The sequence below is a fragment of the Pseudokordiimonas caeni genome, from assembly GCF_026719705.1.
Classification (GTDB): domain Bacteria; phylum Pseudomonadota; class Alphaproteobacteria; order Sphingomonadales; family Kordiimonadaceae; genus Gimibacter; species Gimibacter caeni.
Genome location: NZ_JAPPRR010000001.1, coordinates 953,698 through 972,018, shown reverse-complemented (window position 1 = coordinate 972,018; position 18,321 = coordinate 953,698). Strand labels below are relative to the sequence as shown.

Here is an 18,321-nt window from a genome sequence, read left to right as displayed (position 1 = left end):
TTAGCCCAGAATGGACTTCACCTTCTCGGCCAAATCCTTGAGCGAGAAGGGTTTCGGCAGGAAATGGAAGTCTTCGGCCTCGAGATTCTGGCGGAACACATCCTCGGCGTAGCCGGAGACAAAGATGACTGGCAGGTGCGGCATGGTTTCGCGCACGGTTTTCACGAGCGTCGGCCCGTCCATATTGGGCATGACCACGTCGGAAATCAGCAAGTCGATCGGCCCGTCATGGCTTTCGATGACCTCAAGACCCGCCTCGCCGGAGTTGGCCTCGAGGATCGTATAGCCCTTGTTGGCGAGCGCGCGAGAGGCGAACATCCGCACCGGATCTTCGTCCTCCACAATCAGAATGACCCCCTTGCCGGTCAGGTCCCGCGCCGGGCCCTCGTCTTCGCCCACCTGTGCCTTGGCGACTTCCTCACCGGCCTGCGCATAGCCTTTCAGGAGTAGGTAGAAAGTGGTGCCGACACCCACTTCCGATTCCACAAATACGTAGCCACCCGTTTGCTTCACGATGCCATAAACGGTCGCGAGGCCAAGGCCAGTGCCCTGCCCAACTTCCTTAGTGGTGAAGAAGGGCTCGAAAATCTTGCCAATCACCTCCTTCGGGATGCCGCAGCCGGTGTCCTCGAATTCAATGAGCACATAATCGCCGGGCTCGACGATATCGTATTTCTGCACGAACGGATCATCGGCACTGATCGATGACGTGCGGATTTCAAGCCGCCCGCCTTCCGGCATCGCATCGCGCGCATTGACGGCAAGGTTGATTATCACCTGTTCCAGCTGGCCCTGGTCCACCTTCACCGGCATCAGGTCGCGGCCATGCACCACCTTCAGCTCGATATTCTCGCCGATCAGGCGGCGGATAAGGTTTGAAACCTCGGCCAGGATATCGGTGATAAGGAGCACCTTGGGGCGCAGGGTTTGCTGGCGCGAGAAGGCCAGAAGCTGCCGCACGAGGTTAGCGGCGCGGTTGGCATTCTGTTTGATCTGCATGATATCGGAGAAAGACTGGTCCCCCGCATCGTGCCGCACAAGAAGAAGGTCGCAGAAGCCGAGGATAGCTGTCAGCAGATTGTTGAAATCGTGTGCAACGCCACCGGCGAGCTGGCCCACGGCCTGCATCTTCTGGGCCTGCACAAACTGCCGCTCCAGGCTCTTTTCCTGTGTTGTATCAAGGAAATAAAGGATCGCGAGCTGTTCTTTCTCGGTCGCCACGCTCGAGAAATAAATCTGCCCCACCCGTTCGGGCTGCACATTGAAGCGCACATCAATGGGCCGGTCGTAAATCTCGCTGGCGGCGGCCAGTTCCAGATGACGCTTCAGTTCGGTCCGGTCTTCCTCGTGCACGATATTGAGGATGCTGTCGCCGTCCTTGAGGCCGCGCCCGATGGAGGCTCCCTTCATGGTCGCGTTCGTCTCCCGCACCTTGCCGGCGCGGTCGGCCACCGCAACGGAGACGGGGGCGGTATCCAGCATCGGATCGATAAGGATCGCGCCGTCTTCACGCCCCGGACGCTGGCGCAGCGATTCCGCGCTGATGAGGAAGCGGTAGCGGCCGATATGCCTGTCTTTCTCGCGCGTCGTCAGTTCATGGCTCACGGTCCTGACCGCCATATCGCGGCGTCGACCGATCTTCAGGTGGCGCCCTTCATGATCGAGCGGCAGGCTCGCCGGCAGCGGATCATCGGATGCAAGCCCCAGCCAGTCCCGCACCGTCTGGTTGGTGGCGATCAGCCTGCCCGTCTTGTCCTCAAGTACGATGCCTGCCTGGATACGGTCGAAAAGCGGGGCGGCGAAGCCCGCCAACCGCTCGCGTTCCTGATCCAGCCGCGCTTCATAGCTGTCGACCGAAACTTCCCAGATCATATAGTGCGCGGTGCGCCGCCCGCGGAGGGTGATTTCCTGCGCCGGATCAGAGGCGAGCGGAAAGGTCCCCGAGCCCTCGCCGGTTTGCCGCACATTGCGCACGAGCGTGCCAAGCGACCGGTGGGCGGCCTCGCCCGCGATCAGGTCGTGCAGCCCGGCAGCACCCGAGCCCGTCAGCCGCTCAAACGCGGAGTTGAGCGAAACCGGATCGCCGGAAAGCCCGGTCACCAGCATCGCACGCCGGTTGATGCCGCACAGCATCCGGACGAGTTCGGGATCGAGGAAATCGATGGCCTTGCGGGGCTGATCAAGAAGCGCGAGGCGCCGGATCACGATGGCAGCCGCAAGCGTCAACGCAAGGCCGCCGCCCAACACCATTCCTTCTACCCCGCCAAGGAGATAGGCGATGGCGGCAATCCCGCCGGACATCATCAACCCGGCCACCGCCATCAGCACAAGGCTGATGCCTGCGGTGGAGGCCCCGTAGGTCAGGGTCTCGGCCGAACGGTCCGGCAACCGGCTATCCATGATGAGCGTTCCTCCCCCGCGTGCTTTGGCGCCAGATTAGCGGCAGGCCACGGGAAAGCGCAAGTCCGGGAAGATTGTTGCGGTTTCAGCGGCCACTGCGCTTGCCGATGCCGCCGGTTGCGCGGCGGAGCTTCATCACATAGCCGATCACCTCGGCAACGGCCTTGTAATGGTCTGGCGCGATTTCCTCGTCGATCTCCACCGTCGCATGAATGGCACGGGCAAGCGGCGGGTTCTCGACGATCGGCACACCGTTTTCCTCAGCGATTTCCCTTATCTTGAGGGCGACATTATCGACCCCCTTGGCGACCAGTTTCGGCACATCCATCTGGCCATGCTTGTATTCAAGGGCAACAGCATAGTGGGTCGGGTTGGTGATCACCACATCGGCGTTCGGCACGTTCGACATCATGCGCTGGCGGGCGCGTTCCATGCGGATGCCACGCAGCCGCGCCTTCACCATCGGGTCGCCTTCGGTTTGCTTGTGCTCGTCCTTCACTTCCTGCTTCGTCATCTTCAGCTGCTTATGGTGCTGGTGACGCTGGTAGGCCAGGTCCGCCGCCGCGATGAAGGTGAGGATGATCAGCACACCGATGAAAAGCTGCCCTGCCATGTCCTGGATGATTTTGAGGACATCGAAAAGATCGACCATCACGAGGCTGTCCAGCCGGTCGCGCTCCGGCCATACGATCAGGAAAACGACGACGGAAACCACAATCAGCTTGGCAAGAATCTTCAGGAACTCGACCACCGTCCGCATCGAGAAGATCTTCTTGATGCCCTTGAGCGGCGACACCTTGTCGAGCGTCGGCTTGATCTTCTCCAGTGTGAAGACCGGCGGCTGCTGGATGCGCGAACCGATAAGCCCCATGATCATCAGGATGAACATGGGAATGAGCGCAATCAGGAACACTTCCCACACCAGCTCGAAGGTCGGGTCGGCGATACCGCTCTGGTCGGTGGCTATCTCATGTGTCCGGCCAAGAAATGACGTGATCGGCGCAATGATGCGGGAAACCAGAAAGTCAGACAGGCTGACGATGATGAAGGTGGCGCCCAGAAGCAGGAACCAGGTCTTGAATTCCTGGCTGGTCGCGATGTCACCCTTGTCGATCGCATCCTGCAGCTTCTTGGAGGTCGGCTCTTCGGTCTTCTGGCTGTCGTCTTGCTCGGCCATGCCCTACCCCAGGAATTGCATCAGAACGGTCTGAAGATGATCCATGAAATAGCGCATCATGGAGGCCAGCACCATGGTGAAGAGCGCGAAGCCAAGGAAGATGTTGAGCGGCATCCCGATGAAGAAGACCTGAAACTGCGGCATCATCCGCGCGATCAGGCCAAGCCCGACGTTATAGATAAGCCCGTAAACGATGAAAGGGGCGGCGAGCTGCATCCCGATCTGGAACGAGTAGCCCACATAATGGATGATCACCCGCGCGAAATCGGCCACGGCCACCACATCGTTCGCCGGGAAGCGCGTGTAGCTGTTCACCATGCCCATGATCATCAGATGATGAGTATTCGTCACCATCACGAGCGTCACGCTGATCAGCGTCATGAACGTGCCGATGATGGCCGACTGGGTGCCCTGCGTCGGATCAAACGACTGCGCCGCCGCAAGACCGGACTGGTAGGCGATGATCGTACCCGCAACATGGGTCGCCGACATCATGATGCGCACGATGAGGGCAATCAGGATGCCAAGGAAGCTTTCGTGCAGCATCAGCATCACAAGGCCGACGAAGGACATCGGCATGGCCGGCAACAGCGGCGCTACAACGGGATAGACGACGATAGACAGGAGGAAGGCAAAGGAAACCCTGATCTGCGCAGGGATCGAGGCATCACCGAGCGCCGGCATCAGCATCACAAGGGCCGTAACCCGCGTGAGCACCAGCAGGACGCCGAAAATCTCGCCCGGCAGGACATCATCAAGCATGTGCCGCTACCCGCCCGCGATGATGCGGTCGGCGATGCGCTCCATCAGGCCACTCAATTGACGGCCCATCATCGGCATCAGGAACAACAGCCCCGTGAAGACCGCAATGATCTTCGGGACAAAGGTCAGCGTCATTTCGTTGATCTGGGTAACGGCCTGGAAAAAGGCGATCGTCAGGCCGATGAAAAGGCCGATGCTGAGAACAGGCGCGATGAGGATAAGAAGCGTGGTCATGGCGTCGCGCGCCACATCCAATACGTCCGGTCCTGTCATCGTTTGATCCCCCTTCTTGCTGCACATCAGCCGTAGCCCGGATGATGCCACCCGAAGCTGCCGGCCGGCAACGCGGGATCAGATCGGCATCTTCAGGATTTCGTTGTAAGCGTTCAACACTTTATCGCGCACCGTGACGACCGTGTCGACCACCATTTCAGCGTTCGAAACGGCGGTGACCACATCCACGAGATCAGCCTGGTTGACCAGCGACTGGACACCAACGGTTTCCATGGAGCCGGACGTCTTGGCAACGTCGCCGATCACGCCATCGACCATCGAACCGAAGGCCGAACCCTGCGCGCCGATGGCCGAAAGGCCGTCATCCCCGTCGCGGCCCGTGAGCCCGGACGTGCCGGTACGGGCTGCCTGGGCATAGGCATTCATTGCGTCAAGTTGCTTGATATCCATGGCTCAGGACTCCTAGCGCAGCAGATCCAGCGTCAGCGAGGCCATGCGACGGCTGGTCTCGAGCGCGTTGAGGTTCGACTGGTACGACCGCTGGGCCTGGGACATATCCATAGCCTCGACAAGGCCGTTGACGTTGGTCGTCTGGATATAACCGGCATCGTTGGCAGCCGGATGGCCCGGATCGTACTGCAAACCGAATTCCGACTGATCATACTGCACGCGGCCGGGGCTCACAAGGTTTACGCCCATAGCCCGGTCCATCTCGTTCGCGAAAGTAACGAGCTTGCGGCGGTACGGTGCGCCACCTGCAACGTCAGCCACCGAATCCTGGTTGGCGAGGTTTTCGGCAATCACACGCATCCGCACGGACTGGGCGTGCAGCCCGGATGCGGAAACTTTCATGGCGGTGTTGAGGTCCATCGTCTGTCTCCTTGCCTATCCGTTATTGCGCTTTGCCGAGGGCTTTTTTCATCAGCCCGATATTCTTGCGGTAGAGATTGACCGCGAGGCCGTATTGCATCTGGTTGTCGGCCATACGGGCCATCTCTTCCTCGAGGACGACCGCGCTGCCATCGGGGTCTTCTTCCATATTCTTGTCTTTCACGGTCTTGAACTCGCCTTCCACGGCACCGGTCGGGCTCATATGGCGGGGATCGGTGCGCAGCATGGCGGTACCGCGCGGGGCAGATACTTCCTTGTCCCCGGCAAATTTTTCCACCAGGGACGAGAAGTCCTGCTGCTCGAGCTTGCGGGCGCGGTAGCCCGGCGTATCGGCATTGGCCACATTCTCGGCGATCACGCTCTGGTTCTCGTTGAGCCAGCGCATCCGCTCCTTGAGCGCGCCCATGATTGGAATCTGGTTCAAGTCCATGTCTTGTCTCTGCTTTCTACCGGCTGGCGTTTCCGCCTCATATCCGGCTTCTGCCTCTTCTCACCAAAACCGCCTTTGAGCTTGTTCTTGCAATTTTTGCCGTTTCGCCGCTCAATAGGCTTATGCAGGATAAGACTTTGCAAGAAGCGGACCAGTTGAAAACGCCCTCGACGAAAGCGGTGGCGATCGACGGTGAACGCGCGTCCGGCGGTACCCCGAAGATTGTCGCCAAGGGCAAGGGCTTCAATGCCGAACGCATCCTCGATATCGCCTTCGCCGAAGGCGTGAAGGTGCGTCAGGATAGCGAGCTGACCGATATTCTTGAACAGTTCGAGGTCGAAAGCCCCGTGCCGCTTGAAGCCCTGCATGCCGTTTCCCTCATTCTCGACCGGGTCTATCAGGAAAACCGCCGCCTTGCCGGCGAGCCCGAAGATAACCCGCCCGCCGGCACAACCATGCCCGCGCAAGACAAAGGCCAATCATGATCGGTGAGATGCTCGGCGCGTTTGTTGCCCTTCTTTTCGTCCTTGCCCTTATCGCGCTCATCGCGTGGGGGGCGCGCCGCTTCGGCCTTGTGCCCGGCCAGCCGGTAGTTCCGCGCCGGACGAAGGAGATTGAAATCCTCGAGGTCCGCCCGCTTGACGCCCGCAACCGGCTGGTGCTTGTGCGCTGGAACGGCGCGGACTATCTTGTCGGCGCGGGGGCGGAAGGCCTTCGCCTGATCGACCGCCGCGAAGGCGCGACCAAGGACGAGGCCAAAGCGTGACCGACACCCCGACCCGCCGAGAACTGCTGATCGAAGGCTTCAAATCGTGGCTGAAGCCGCTGGCTATTGCCGGGCTTTGTGTCGCCGCCCTTTCAAGCATCTTCCTGATCGCGCCCGAAGCCGCCGCCCAGTCGCTGAGCATCGATCTCGGTCAGGAAGGCTCGCTTTCCGGCCGTGTCGTGCAGATGATCCTGCTGATCACGATCCTCAGCCTCGCCCCCAGCATTCTGGTGATGACGACGAGTTTTACCCGCATGATCGTGGTGCTGTCGCTTCTCCGCAGCGCCCTTGGCACACAAAGTACCCCGCCGAATATCGTATTGATTTCGCTGGCACTTTTCATGACCGGCTATGTGATGGCACCCACTTTCAACGCCATGTACGACACCGGCATCCAGCCCCTGATGAATGAGGAAATCGACGAGCGCGAAGCCTTCAACCGTGCCATCGTGCCCCTTCGGGCCTTCATGCTGGCGCAGGTGCGGGAAGAAGACCTTGGCCTGTTCCAGAGCCTCGCGAACGCGGAGCCGGCTGAACGGGCTGAAGATGTACCGCTGACCACGCTGCTCCCTGCCTTCATGATCAGCGAGCTTCGGCGCGCGTTCGAAATTGGCTTCCTGCTGTTCGTGCCCTTCATCGTGCTTGATATGGTGGTCGCGTCGATCCTGATGTCGATGGGCATGATGATGCTGCCACCGGTAATGATCGCCCTGCCCTTCAAGCTGATCTTTTTCGTGCTTGTCGATGGCTGGGGGCTCGTCGCCGGATCCCTGATCCAGAGCTTCGGGACCGCCCCCCTGCCACCTGTGACGGGTTAGCGGATCACATATTGAAGGGCCGTGGCGGCGCGATCCGCCCGATCTGCGGCGCTTCAAGACTGCCGAGATACAGATAGCCGCCAGCCTCTTCGACCGACGTGATCATGTAAAGATGCTTGCCTTCGGGGTCATGCAGCATGGCAATCACCTTGCCGTCCTCATTGAGCCCGACGACCATGCCGTGACGGATCGCCGACGGCTGCAAGGATGCCGGCAGCTTGGCGAGCAGCGCCTTGGCCCAGGGCTTGGGGTGCACCTTGTCCAGCATCGGGTTGCGGGGCGAGGCCAGCGCCAGCCAGAAAGTACCCTTGCGGTTGGCCGAAACGCCATCCGGGAAGCCCGGCAGGTTATCGATGAAGATATCGGACGTGCCCGCCTTGTCGCCCTTCAGCCAGTAACGGGTGATACGATAGCGACCGGTTTCATTGACAAGCACGAAGTCTTCATTCTGTGAAAGCGCGATGCCGTTCGCGAAATAAAGCCCGTCGAGCAAGAGCTTCGCTTCGCCTGCTGCCGGATCATAAACAATCAGCCGGCCACGCGGCATGGCTTCCAGAAGATCGAGCCGGTAATGGCGCTGCCCATGCAGGTCGCTGGCGTCCGAGAAATAGATTTTGCCGTCCGAGGCGATATCCAGGTCATCGGTGAAGCCGTAGCGCTTGCCGTCCACGCTATCTGTCAGCACCGACCATGAGCCATCGGGCGCGACGCTCACCAGCCCCTTGTAGGCATCGGCGACGATCAGGTTGCCCGCTGCATCGAACGCGAGGCCGAGCGGACGGCCACCTTCGATAGTCGCAAAGGTTTCCTGTGCCTTACCATCCGCCGACAGGCGAACGATCCGGCCATCCTGCAGGCCGCCATAGATCCGGCCCTCGCCGTCCACCGCCACATCCTCGGGGCCAGCGCCGTCCTTCAGCGGCAGCACTTCGGCAAACTGAAGCGCGTCATTCAGCGCATAGGGGCCGGTAAAGCCGGGATCGGCCGGCGGATCGTAAGCTTCCGGCGCGATGGGCGACGGCCAAACGATGAACGCCAGAATAAGCGCCGCGAAGGCGACGAGAAAATGATGCAGCTTCATGGAGTTCCCCCTCCTCTTGCCAAGTGGCTATTGTGCCTGCGACAAAGGTGGGGTCAAGGACAAGTGCGCGGGCATTATGGAAGCAGACAAGGAAATTTCGGCGCTAGCGGCAAATACCGCCGTTCCTTTCGGTCAGGCCCTGCGCTTCTGGGCCAAGCTTGGCTTCATCAGCTTCGGCGGGCCCGCCGGGCAAATCGCCATCATGCATGACGAGATAGTGACCCGGCGGCGCTGGGTCGATGAAGCGCATTTCCTGCACGCACTGAATTATTGCATGCTGCTGCCGGGGCCAGAGGCACAACAGCTTGCCACCTATCTCGGTTGGCTGATGCACGGGGTTAAGGGCGGGCTGGCGGCCGGGCTCCTGTTCATCCTGCCGTCCTTCTTCCTCCTCGCCGGGCTCGCTTGGGTCTATATGGAATTCGGCAGCCTTCCGGCGGTTGCGGCACTCCTTTACGGCCTGAAACCGGCTGTCGTCGCCATCATCGTGCACGCGGCCCTCAAGATGGGGCGCAAGACGCTCGCCACGCCTTTCCTTGCCTGCATCGCAGTTGCTGCCTTCCTTTCGCTTGCCGTCCTCCACCTGCCCTTTCCGCTGGTCGTCGGCGGTGCGGCACTGGCCGGCTGGATCGCCCACCAGCGTAAGGCCGGCAAGATCACTACCGCCACAGCGGCACCCGATCCGGCAAATCACACGCGGTCGGCACTATGGCCCGTTCTCGCGGCGGGCCTCGTGCTATGGCTGCTTCCGATGGCGCTGGTGGTGTTTACGGTCGGCACGGGTTCCACCCTTGCCGAAATGGGGCTTTTCTTTACGAAAGCTGCCCTCCTGACCTTCGGCGGTGCCTATGCGGTGCTGCCTTATGTGGATCAGGCTGCCGTCACGGCCCATGGATGGATCAGCCGGCCACAGATGATGGACGGCCTCGCGCTCGGCGAAGCCACACCGGGCCCGCTGATCATGGTCGTCACCTTCGTCGCCTTTGTCGGCGGCTTTCAAAGCGGCGAAGGCCCCGCAGCCCTTTCAGGCTGGCTGGCCGCACTCATTGTCACCTGGATGACCTTCCTGCCGTCCTTCCTGTTCATCTTCGCGGGCGCCCCCTATGTGGAGGCAACCCGCCACCTGCCCAGCATCGCCGCGCCGTTGAAGGCGGTCACCGCGGCGGTTGTCGGGGTTATCGGCAGCCTTGCGCTCACCCTTGGCCCGCACACCTTCATGCCCGAAGCACAGGTAGACATTGCTGCCCTGGCTCTCGCTGCCATCGCCTTGTGGCTGATGGAACGCAAGGGCTGGAGCGCACCGCGCATTGTGGTTCTGGGGGCGATTGCCGGAACCGCCCTGCATCTTGTGACCTAGGCGTCTCCCGACGGCGGCGGAGGCGGCGGGCCGATCTGTTGCCACAGCTCGATCTTTATGCCGTCCGGGTCCATGATCCAGGCGAAGCGGCCATAGGGCTCGTCGACGATATCATCAACCTGCTGGACGCCTTCGGCCTTCAGGCGTTTCAGGATCGCGTCCAGATCATCGACCCGGAAATTGATCATGAAGTCCTTGGCGGACGGCTTCATATATTCGGTGTCGGCCTTGAAAGGCCCCCACACCGAATAGCCTTGGGCGTCAGCGCCGCCACCTTCCCGGAACGGGAAACTGGCGCCGTAACCATCGAACGGGATGCCCAGATGTTTCTTGTACCAGGCGACTGTCGCATCCGGGTCCTTGCACTTTACAAAGACACCGCCAATGCCGATCACCTTGCCCTTTTGCGGTTCCATCAGAATCCCCCAATTTTCTGGCAGGCGGAACTCCGAACTGAAACCAGTGTGACGGCAGTGCAGCCGCCACACAAGACTTAGTAGACTTCTTCCTTCGTCTTCAGGAAGCGCAGGGTCGGGAAATCATCCTTCGCCTTGTCGAGATGCCAGCTGTTGCGCGCGAGATAAACGGGCGCACCGGCATGATCCACCGCCATCGAGGCGCGGTTGGCATCGACGAACTTCTTCACCTCGCGCGGGTCACCGTCCACCCATTCGGCGGTCATCAGCGTTGTCGCCTCGAACTTCACCGGCAGCTGATACTCAGTGCGGATCCGGTCAGCCAGCACATCGAACTGCAGGGGGCCGACAACGCCCACCACCCAGTCGCTGCCAAGGTTCGGCTTGAAGACGCGCGCAGCCCCCTCCTCCGCAAGCTGCTCAAGCGCGCGGCCAAGATGCTTCGCCTTCATCGGGTCTTCCGAGCGGACCTTTTGCAGGATTTCCGGCGCGAACGACGGCACGCCGGTGTAGCGGATGATCTCGCCCTCGGTGAGCGTGTCGCCGATACGCAAGTTGCCGTGGTTCGGGATACCGATGATGTCACCCGCGAAGGCTTCCTCGGCGACCTCGCGGTCCTGCGCGAGGAAAAGCTGGGCATTGTGGATCGCCATGATCTTGCCAGAGCGAACATGCTTGGCCTTTATACCCTTGCGGAAGCGGCCCGAAACGATGCGCAGGAAGGCGATCCGGTCCCGGTGCTTCGGATCCATGTTCGCCTGGATCTTGAACACGAAACCGCTCATCGCTTCTTCGGTCGGCGCCACACTGCGTTCCAGCGCCTTGCCGGGACGCGGACTCGGCGCATGCTTGCCAATGGCGGCGAGCAACTCGCGAACACCGAAGTTGTTGATGGCGGAGCCGAAGAAGACCGGCGTCAGATGCCCTTCGAGATAAGCCTGGATATCAAACGGCTTGCAAAGCGCGCGCACCATCTCGATATCCGTTTTCAGCTTCTCAAGCGCATGATCGGGCAGCAGTTCTGCAAGTTTCGGATCATCAAGACCCGAACACTGGATGCTTTCGGTGAGAACGTCGCCCTTGCCGCGATCAAAAAGCACGAGCTGGTCGTTCAGAAGGTCATAACAGCCTAGGAAATCGCGGCCCATGCCGATGGGCCAGCTGGCGGGCGTCACATCGAGCGCCAGCTTCTGTTCCACTTCATCGATCAGGTCGAACGGGTCGCGGGCTTCGCGGTCCATCTTGTTGATGAAGGTGGCAATCGGCATGTCGCGCAGGCGGCACACTTCAAAAAGCTTGCGAGTCTGGGTCTCGATACCCTTGGCCGCGTCAAGCACCATCACGGCACTGTCGACGGCCGAAAGCGTCCGGTAAGTATCTTCCGAGAAATCCTCGTGGCCCGGCGTGTCGAGGAGGTTGAAGGTATGGCCTTCATAATCGAAGGTCATCACCGACGACGCGACGGAAATGCCGCGTTCCTGCTCCACCTTCATCCAGTCGGAGCGCGCCCGGCGGCGATCGCCGCGTGCCTTCACTTCGCCGGCAAGCTGGATCGCACCCCCGAACAGCAGGAGTTTCTCGGTCAGGGTGGTTTTACCGGCGTCCGGGTGCGAGATGATCGCGAAAGTGCGGCGCCGTTCGATTTCCTGGTCAAAGGCCATGATCGTTCCGGTACATCAGAAAGCGGCCCTCGGGCGCGCGTCAATTCGGGGCGCACACTAGCGTTTTCTCGTCAAATGCCAAGGAAAATGTGCCCGCGGACGGGCGCCCTGCCCCAAAAGGAAAACCGGACGACCGAGGGGAGGTCATCCGGTTTCAACCTGGGTTCCTTTTCAGGAACGATCAACTGGCCCGAGGTCAGATGGGGAGGGGAGGGAGGGGAGGTATCCAACCCCGGGCCGGTTGATTTCCGGTCGACCCTTAGGCCGAAGCTTTAAGCTCTTCCACGCCGGCGGTGTAACGCGCCTGCAGGATCGCAATTGCTTTCTGGTTGGAAGCGATGACGAGGTCAGTCACTTCACGGTAGCCCTTAAGGTTCGACTGGAACATCATCTGGGCCACTTCGTAACCTTTGGTTACCGAGCTTTCCGGCGACTTGGTCGAGAAGACTTCGGTTGCTGCGTCGTTGAACTTCGCAACGGCGTCCTTGGTCATGTCGATCTGCGCCTGGGCAGCTGCTTTAGCGCCTTCGAAAGCAATCTTGTTTGCTTCCACGGCAGCTTCGATATTTTTCTTCTGGAACTCGATGACGCTGGTGACATCAAGTTTCGGGGTTTTGAAGAGATCCGCGAAAGCGTCGAAACCTTTTTTGAGGTCAGCAGTCATTTTCTCGGTTGCCTCTTCGATCTTTTTCTCAACACTAGCTTCAGCTTTGGTAGCCATGGCTTTTGTTCCTTTCTCGCTGGCACCACGTTCATGGTGCGTTGCAGCGTTCATGAGCCAAATATATGTGCACTGCACCAAAGTGTCAAGGGTATTTTTGTTGCATTGCACAAAATTACTAAGTCGTTGATACTAAAAGACAATGGAGAGACACGTCGTGCCTCCCCATTAAACTAAACCCCGAAAATGACGTGGTTATTTCAGGTTGCGTTCGAAAAAATCGAGGCCCCTGCCCCACAGATGCGCCCGCACGGCCTCGCCCTGGATGCCATGGCGCTTGCCGGGGTATGTCATCAGCTCGAACGGCACGATATTGGCCTGAAGCACCCCCATCAGGCGCACCGAATTATCGAAGAAGACGTTATCGTCCGCCATGCCGTGAATGAGCAGGAGCTTGCCTTTCAGCCCGTCCAGATGGGCAAAGACGGAGCTTTTCTCATACACATCACCCGGTGCGTCCGGCATGCCCAGATAGCGTTCTGTATAGGCCGTGTCGTAAAGCCGCCAGTCGGTGACGGGCGCCACCGCCATGCCGGCCTTGAACACATCCGGCGCCCGCGACAGCGCCATCAGGGTCATATAGCCGCCATAAGACCAGCCCCAGAAGCCGACTCGCTCCCGGTCGATATAACCTTCCTTCACCAGATGCTCGACGCCCGCCACCTGATCGGCGATTTCCACCGTGCCCATGGCATTCTTGACGGCGGCCTCGAATTTCAGGCCACGGTTCCACATGCCCCGGTTATCGATCACCATCACCACATAGCCCCGGCGCGCCAGGATTTCGTTGAAATCGAGCGACCAGCTTTTCTTCACGCGCTGCCCATGCGGCCCGCCGTAAGGGTTGAGGATCAGCGGATATTGCTGCCCAGCATCGAAATCCGCCGGTAGATACAGCCGGTAGTGAAGCAAAGTGCCGTCCGCCACCTCGAAGCTGCCGAATTCGGTGTTGGCGCGATTCGCCGCAAAGGCAGCATAGGGATGGCTGTCATCCAGCTTGTTCTCTATCACCGCGAAACGGGTGGTGCCGTCCTTCAGGTCGCGCACCATCACTTGCGGGGGCTGGTCGGGGCTCGAGAATTTGTCGATGAAGACCCCTGCCCCTACCACTGGATCATGCCAGCCTTCTTCCAGCGTCACCTGCCGCACCTGCCCGCCAGCGAGCGGCACACTATAGAGATGCTGTTCAAGCGGGCTTTCCATCCAGCCGGCGAAATAGACGAGGCCCGCATCTGCATCGACCTTGAGGACGGAATCCACAACCCGGTCGCCACTTGTCAGCTGTTTCAGGTCGCCGTTCACCCCGTTCGATAGATAGATATGGCGGAAACCGGTCCGTTCGCTCGTCCATACAAACCGGCCATCGGGCAGGAAGGTGAGATCGTCAGTCAGGTTGACCCAGATATCGCTTGTCTCGCTCATCAGGACGTCGGTCAACCCGGTCGCCGCCGAGGCGCGCAAGACATCAAGCTTTTCCTGATTGCGGCTCAGGCGCTGCACAAGCAGTGTTTTCGAATCCGGCGCCCAGTTCACACGAGCGAGGTAGATATCCTTGTCCTTACCCAGATTGACCCAGAGCGTGGCACCGCCATCGATGGGCACCAGGCCAAGGCTGACCTCGGCGTTTGCCGTGCCGGCCTTCGGGTAGCGCTGTTCGATGGAGGTAACGCCGCCATCGTCATTCACTTCATAGCGCTGCAGCAGCATGACAGGTGCTTCGTCCACACGGGCAAAGGCAATGGTCTTGCTGTCGGGCGACCACCAGTAGCCGCTGTAACGGCCCAGTTCCTCGGCTGCCACGAACTCGGCCGTGCCATTCGAAACCGTTTCGCTTTCAGCTGTTGTCAGGCGTGTCTCGGCGCCGGTTTCCACCTCGACGACGTAAAGGTCACGGTCGCGCACGAAGGAGACATATTTGCCGTCCGGGCTGAAACGGGCGTCACCTTCGAAGGCATCGGTTGCCGTCAGCTGGCGGGCCTTGCCGCCGACCGGCAGCACATAAAGGTCACCGCCGAGCGGGATGAGAAGCGCGTCACCTTCTGCGTTCCAGTCGTAGCTGACGATGCCGCTCTTGCCTGTCAGGCTGCGGTCGCGCTCGCGCCGGGCCTTCTCGGCCTCGCTCAGCACTTCCTCAGAGCCATCAAGCATCGCGGCGGAATCAACCAGAAGCGACGCCTCGCCGCTTTCGAGGTCATATTCCCAAAGGTCCAGCCGGGCGGCCTCGTCGGCGCTGCCGCGCAGGAAGGTCAGTCGCTTGCCATCGGGGGAAAATTTGAGGCCCTGCACATTGGGGCCGGAAAGCGCGGGGCTTGCTTCAAGACGCTCAACCGTCAGCTCCGTTTCCGCCGCCATGGCTCCTCCTCCGATCATCGCCGCGAGCACGGCCGCCTTCGCCAGTCTTTCGATCATGCCTGATCCTCCCCCGTTCATTCTTATATGAATAAGGTTCGGGCATAGCAGAGCCCGCCGCCGACCTCCAACCGGAATCGGCGCGGCCCCGGTGTCAGGCTGTTTTGCAGAGACGCTCGAAACCGGCTGTTACAAAGGGAATCATCTGCTCCACCGCAGCTTCCAGATCGCGGGTATCGATGGCACCGCCCGACAGGATCTTCATCCGTTCGGTCTGGGCGAAGGTCAGCGACAGGGCTGCCGACATGAAATGATAGGACCAGTAGATCTGCTCCGGCGGCGTATCCGGCATGGCGCGCTTGAACACATCCATGAAACGCACAACGAGCGGATTGAAGAACTGGGTCATCACCCGCCCGCCCATGTCGTGCGCGTTGTTCACATAGGCGATCAGTTCAAAATAATGCTGCCAGCCCGGATCGCGGGCGAGATCGGCGGCAAACATCGGCGCGAGGAAGGCGCGTACGATTTCCTCCACCGGCGGCGCCTTCGGGGCAGCCGCCCGCTCGCAGGCCTCAAGCGCTGCCAGACGCCGTTCGTTCAGCACTTCAGCGCGGCGCAGCAGTACAGCGTCGAACAGCCCCTGCTTCGATCCGAAGTGATAGCTCGCAAGCGCGAGGTCAACTTCGGCAAGTGCGGCCACCTTGCGCAGCGTCACCCCGTCGAAGCCATGCTTGGCAAACAGGATTTCGGCAGCGTCAAGGATCCTGTCCTTGCGCCGTTGCTGGTCCTTGCCTGCGGGTTTGAGCGCCATAGGAACCCCCATCTGTGGCTTTGCGGCGACAGCGTGACGGATTCCGCATCCGATTTCAACGCTCATTGAATTTCCTGTTTGACATTTCAACACATGTTGAATTTCAATGGGTATGGAGGATGGGGTGATTTGCCTTGTCTGCATTCCTGGGGAGGAACCAATCCATGCTACGCAATCAATCTACAGTCGGGCTCTATCTGCAGGGTGTCTGCGCCGCGGCGCTCCTTGCCACGTCCGCGCCCGTACTGGCACAGGATGCCGGTGCGGAAGAGCGTCTCTCGCTTGAAGAAATCGTCGTCACCGCCCGTCGCCGCGAGGAAAGCCTGCAGGATGTGCCGGTTGCCGTTACCGCCTTCTCGTCCGAAGCGCTGGAACTGCGCGGCGCCACCGATATCTCGGATATCGCGCAAATCGCGCCGAGCGTGACGATCGAACCGTCGCGTGCCACCAACAGCACCCTCACTGCCTTCATCCGCGGCGTGGGCCAGCAGGATCCGCTCGCCGGCTTCGAGCAAGGCGTGGCGCTTTATATCGACGATGTTTATCTCGCCCGCCCGCAGGCAGCTCTCCTCGATATCTATGATGTCGAACGGATCGAGGTGCTGCGTGGCCCCCAGGGCACGCTCTATGGCCGGAACGCCGTCGGCGGCGCCATCAAATATGTGACGAAACGGCTGGACGACGAATTCAGCGGCTCGGTTCGTGCCTCCTATGGCTCCTATAATCAGGCCGACGTGATCGCCAAGGTTTCCGCGCCGCTGGGCGACAAGGTGCGCTTCGGCGGCGCTGTTGCCTCGCTCAATCGCGACGGCTTCGGTGAAAACCTGACGACCGGCAAGGATAACTATAACAAGCAGGTCTTTGCAGCCCGTGCGAGCCTTGAATTCCTGCCGAGCGAAGACCTGTTCATCCGCATCGCTGCCGATTACACGGACGATGATTCCAATCCCGTGGCCGGCCACCGCGTCAACCCGGCGGTGGTGAGCGGCGAAGCCGTGATGCAAGATGTGTATGACACCACGGCCGGTGCTGCCACCAACGCTTCCACGGCCGGCATCGATGGCAACAACGAGGTTCATGCCAAGGGTGTCAATGGCATGATCGAATGGACCGCGTCCGAAAATGTGACCTTCAAGTCCATCACCTCTTACCGTGAGGACTATACCGAATCGGTCATCGATTTCGACAGCCTGCCGGTCGATGACATGGATGCACCGGTTGTTTACGACAACGAGCAGTTCAGCCAGGAATTCCAGCTGCTTTACACCGGTGAAAAGCTCAATGGTGTGCTCGGCTTCTACTATCTTGACGCCACTGCTTCGAACGACTTTGACGTGGTGCTCGGCCAGACCGGCCGCGTGGTTTACGGCCTGCCGCTGACCGCCTACACGGGCGGCACGGTGGACACCAAGGCATGGTCGCTGTTTGCCGATGTTTCCTACGACATCACCGAGGCAGCCTCGATCTCGGTCGGCGGCCGTTACACGACCGACAAGCGTTCGGCAGATGTCTATCGCGCCAACTATTTCGGCGTCGGCTCGCCGTTCCTCGGCAACAGCTCCGCCGTTCTCATCGCTGCCACCAGCGACTTTGAAGCCGAGCGGACCTTCCATGACTTCTCGCCGCGTTTTGCCGTGAACTATGACCTTTCGGACGAAGCGACGGCTTATGCGTCCTACAGCCGCGGCTTCAAGGCCGGCAGCTTCGACCCGCGCGGCGCCAACTTCGCTTCGCCGGAAGTTGCCTCGGGCTTCGAGCCCGAGCATCTGGACAGCTTCGAGCTTGGCCTGAAGTCCACCTGGTGGGATGGCCGCGCCCGCACGAACATTGCCCTCTTCTCGAGCAAATACAAAGACATGCAGATCCCCGGTTCGCTGCCGATCGATTCGAACAACGACGGGGTGAACGATGGCTTTGTCGGCACCGTGACGAACGCCGGCCGCGCCACCATCAAGGGCATCGAGTTTGAAGGCGAATTCCTGCTCACCGAAAACTTCACCCTGCAAACCACGCTCAATATCCTTGACGCCAAGATCAAGGAATGGATCGTCAACGACGTGAACGTGGCCGATCAGCGCAAGGTCCAGAACACGCCGGAATTCATGTCCCACGTGGGCCTGAACTATCTGATCCCGCTGGCGAGCGGTGCTGTCAACCTGAACGCCAACTGGTCGCACAAGGGCAAGATCCAGCAGTTTGAAACTGCTGCCCCGGAAATCGACCAGAAAGCCTACGACATCTTCAACGCAAGCATCGTCTGGACCTCGGAAGATGCCCGCTGGAATGTCGGCCTGCATGCCCGCAACCTGTTTGACGAGCGCTACAAGACTGCAGGTTACACCTTCGGCGCACCCTATGCGGCCCTCGGGCTTGAAAACAACGTCACGGCCTTCTACGGCCCGCCGCGGACCGTTACGGCCACGGTCGGCGTGAAGTTCTGATCC

Annotated in this window: 18 protein-coding genes; 5 read left to right on the top strand and 13 right to left on the bottom strand. The window is 60.4% G+C overall.

Translation table 11 applies throughout. From position 1 onward, the window contains the following. The 7 genes from OU694_RS04400 to flgB all read right to left on the bottom strand — a co-directional run bounded on the left by OU694_RS04400 (window position 1) and on the right by flgB (window position 5,894). Window positions 1-2,400 carry an ATP-binding protein gene (locus tag OU694_RS04400; RefSeq protein WP_308909760.1) on the bottom strand — a complete coding sequence of 800 codons (2,400 nt, stop codon included), beginning with the start codon at window positions 2,398-2,400 and terminating at the stop codon, window positions 1-3. Between the two features lie 85 nt (window positions 2,401-2,485). Next, complete coding sequence (gene flhB, locus OU694_RS04395) at window positions 2,486-3,577, bottom strand: flagellar biosynthesis protein FlhB (RefSeq protein ID WP_308909759.1); 1,092 nt, start codon at window positions 3,575-3,577, stop codon at window positions 2,486-2,488. A 3-nt stretch (window positions 3,578-3,580) separates the two neighbouring features. Continuing rightward, a complete protein-coding gene (gene fliR, locus OU694_RS04390; protein WP_308909758.1) occupies window positions 3,581-4,339 on the bottom strand; it encodes a flagellar biosynthetic protein FliR in 759 nt (252 codons plus the stop codon). A 6-nt stretch (window positions 4,340-4,345) separates the two neighbouring features. Further along, complete coding sequence (fliQ, locus tag OU694_RS04385) at window positions 4,346-4,612, bottom strand: flagellar biosynthesis protein FliQ (RefSeq protein WP_308909757.1); 267 nt, start codon at window positions 4,610-4,612, stop codon at window positions 4,346-4,348. Window positions 4,613-4,690: 78 nt separating this feature from the next. After that, window positions 4,691-5,023, bottom strand: a complete 333-nt coding sequence (fliE, locus tag OU694_RS04380) for a flagellar hook-basal body complex protein FliE (RefSeq protein WP_308909756.1) — start codon at window positions 5,021-5,023, stop codon at window positions 4,691-4,693. A gap of 12 nt (window positions 5,024-5,035) precedes the next feature. Then, window positions 5,036-5,443, bottom strand: a complete 408-nt coding sequence (gene flgC, locus OU694_RS04375) for a flagellar basal body rod protein FlgC (RefSeq protein ID WP_308909755.1) — start codon at window positions 5,441-5,443, stop codon at window positions 5,036-5,038. Window positions 5,444-5,465: 22 nt separating this feature from the next. Next, complete coding sequence (flgB, locus tag OU694_RS04370) at window positions 5,466-5,894, bottom strand: flagellar basal body rod protein FlgB (RefSeq protein WP_308909754.1); 429 nt, start codon at window positions 5,892-5,894, stop codon at window positions 5,466-5,468. A 137-nt stretch (window positions 5,895-6,031) separates the two neighbouring features. On the opposite strand from flgB, the gene OU694_RS04365 reads away from it, so the two are divergent. The 3 genes from OU694_RS04365 to fliP are packed head-to-tail and all read left to right on the top strand — an operon-like array spanning window position 6,032 to window position 7,478. Beyond that, window positions 6,032-6,379, top strand: coding sequence for an EscU/YscU/HrcU family type III secretion system export apparatus switch protein (locus OU694_RS04365; RefSeq protein WP_308909753.1), 348 nt, complete (start codon window positions 6,032-6,034; stop codon window positions 6,377-6,379). After that, complete coding sequence (gene fliO / locus OU694_RS04360; protein WP_308909752.1) at window positions 6,376-6,660, top strand: flagellar biosynthetic protein FliO; 285 nt, start codon at window positions 6,376-6,378, stop codon at window positions 6,658-6,660. The genes OU694_RS04365 and fliO overlap by 4 nt, the downstream gene beginning before the upstream one ends. Beyond that, on the top strand, window positions 6,657-7,478 hold the full coding sequence (gene fliP, locus OU694_RS04355; RefSeq protein ID WP_308909751.1) for a flagellar type III secretion system pore protein FliP: 822 nt from the start codon (window positions 6,657-6,659) through the stop codon (window positions 7,476-7,478). Before fliO ends, fliP begins: the two co-directional genes overlap by 4 nt. A gap of 4 nt (window positions 7,479-7,482) precedes the next feature. Here the strand turns inward: fliP and OU694_RS04350 are convergent, their stop codons facing one another. After that, window positions 7,483-8,559, bottom strand: a complete 1,077-nt coding sequence (locus OU694_RS04350) for an SMP-30/gluconolactonase/LRE family protein (RefSeq protein ID WP_308909750.1) — start codon at window positions 8,557-8,559, stop codon at window positions 7,483-7,485. A gap of 76 nt (window positions 8,560-8,635) precedes the next feature. On the opposite strand from OU694_RS04350, the gene chrA reads away from it, so the two are divergent. After that, window positions 8,636-9,916, top strand: coding sequence for a chromate efflux transporter (gene chrA / locus OU694_RS04345; RefSeq protein WP_373460249.1), 1,281 nt, complete (start codon window positions 8,636-8,638; stop codon window positions 9,914-9,916). Here the strand turns inward: chrA and OU694_RS04340 are convergent. From OU694_RS04340 to OU694_RS04320, 5 genes are all read right to left on the bottom strand, one after another. Then, the gene (locus tag OU694_RS04340) at window positions 9,913-10,332 is read right to left on the bottom strand and encodes a VOC family protein (protein WP_308909748.1); all 420 of its coding nucleotides are present in this window, start codon (window positions 10,330-10,332) and stop codon (window positions 9,913-9,915) included. The two genes, chrA and OU694_RS04340, sit on opposite strands and share 4 nt — an antisense overlap. Window positions 10,333-10,409: 77 nt before the next feature. After that, complete coding sequence (locus OU694_RS04335; RefSeq protein WP_308909747.1) at window positions 10,410-11,993, bottom strand: peptide chain release factor 3; 1,584 nt, start codon at window positions 11,991-11,993, stop codon at window positions 10,410-10,412. 259 nt (window positions 11,994-12,252) lie between these two features. Further along, window positions 12,253-12,714, bottom strand: a complete 462-nt coding sequence (gene phaP / locus OU694_RS04330; RefSeq protein ID WP_308909746.1) for a TIGR01841 family phasin — start codon at window positions 12,712-12,714, stop codon at window positions 12,253-12,255. 195 nt (window positions 12,715-12,909) lie between these two features. Next, window positions 12,910-15,123 carry a S9 family peptidase gene (locus OU694_RS04325; RefSeq protein ID WP_308909745.1) on the bottom strand — a complete coding sequence of 738 codons (2,214 nt, stop codon included), beginning with the start codon at window positions 15,121-15,123 and terminating at the stop codon, window positions 12,910-12,912. A 94-nt stretch (window positions 15,124-15,217) separates the two neighbouring features. Further along, complete coding sequence (locus OU694_RS04320) at window positions 15,218-15,877, bottom strand: TetR family transcriptional regulator (protein WP_308909744.1); 660 nt, start codon at window positions 15,875-15,877, stop codon at window positions 15,218-15,220. Window positions 15,878-16,041: 164 nt separating this feature from the next. Here OU694_RS04320 and OU694_RS04315 point away from each other — a divergent pair, with 164 nt between their 5' ends. Next, window positions 16,042-18,318, top strand: a complete 2,277-nt coding sequence (locus OU694_RS04315) for a TonB-dependent receptor (protein WP_308909743.1) — start codon at window positions 16,042-16,044, stop codon at window positions 18,316-18,318. Window positions 18,319-18,321: the final 3 nt, after the last annotated feature.

Excerpts from the sequence above, each read along its gene's own strand:
- OU694_RS04335 (WP_308909747.1), bottom strand. The coding sequence starts at position 11,993 with ATGGCCTTTGACCAGGAAATCGAACGGCGCCGCACTTTCGCGATCATC.
- fliQ (WP_308909757.1), bottom strand. The coding sequence starts at position 4,612 with ATGACAGGACCGGACGTATTGGATGTGGCGCGCGACGCCATGACCACG.
- chrA (WP_373460249.1), top strand. The coding sequence starts at position 8,636 with ATGGAAGCAGACAAGGAAATTTCGGCGCTAGCGGCAAATACCGCCGTT.
- OU694_RS04325 (WP_308909745.1), bottom strand. The coding sequence starts at position 15,123 with ATGATCGAAAGACTGGCGAAGGCGGCCGTGCTCGCGGCGATGATCGGA.
- fliE (WP_308909756.1), bottom strand. The coding sequence starts at position 5,023 with ATGGATATCAAGCAACTTGACGCAATGAATGCCTATGCCCAGGCAGCC.
- OU694_RS04400 (WP_308909760.1), bottom strand. The coding sequence starts at position 2,400 with ATGGATAGCCGGTTGCCGGACCGTTCGGCCGAGACCCTGACCTACGGG.
- OU694_RS04340 (WP_308909748.1), bottom strand. The coding sequence starts at position 10,332 with ATGGAACCGCAAAAGGGCAAGGTGATCGGCATTGGCGGTGTCTTTGTA.
- flgC (WP_308909755.1), bottom strand. The coding sequence starts at position 5,443 with ATGGACCTCAACACCGCCATGAAAGTTTCCGCATCCGGGCTGCACGCC.
- fliO (WP_308909752.1), top strand. The coding sequence starts at position 6,376 with ATGATCGGTGAGATGCTCGGCGCGTTTGTTGCCCTTCTTTTCGTCCTT.
- flgB (WP_308909754.1), bottom strand. The coding sequence starts at position 5,894 with ATGGACTTGAACCAGATTCCAATCATGGGCGCGCTCAAGGAGCGGATG.
- OU694_RS04320 (WP_308909744.1), bottom strand. The coding sequence starts at position 15,877 with ATGGCGCTCAAACCCGCAGGCAAGGACCAGCAACGGCGCAAGGACAGG.
- fliR (WP_308909758.1), bottom strand. The coding sequence starts at position 4,339 with ATGCTTGATGATGTCCTGCCGGGCGAGATTTTCGGCGTCCTGCTGGTG.
- OU694_RS04315 (WP_308909743.1), top strand. The coding sequence starts at position 16,042 with ATGCTACGCAATCAATCTACAGTCGGGCTCTATCTGCAGGGTGTCTGC.
- OU694_RS04350 (WP_308909750.1), bottom strand. The coding sequence starts at position 8,559 with ATGAAGCTGCATCATTTTCTCGTCGCCTTCGCGGCGCTTATTCTGGCG.
- flhB (WP_308909759.1), bottom strand. The coding sequence starts at position 3,577 with ATGGCCGAGCAAGACGACAGCCAGAAGACCGAAGAGCCGACCTCCAAG.
- phaP (WP_308909746.1), bottom strand. The coding sequence starts at position 12,714 with ATGGCTACCAAAGCTGAAGCTAGTGTTGAGAAAAAGATCGAAGAGGCA.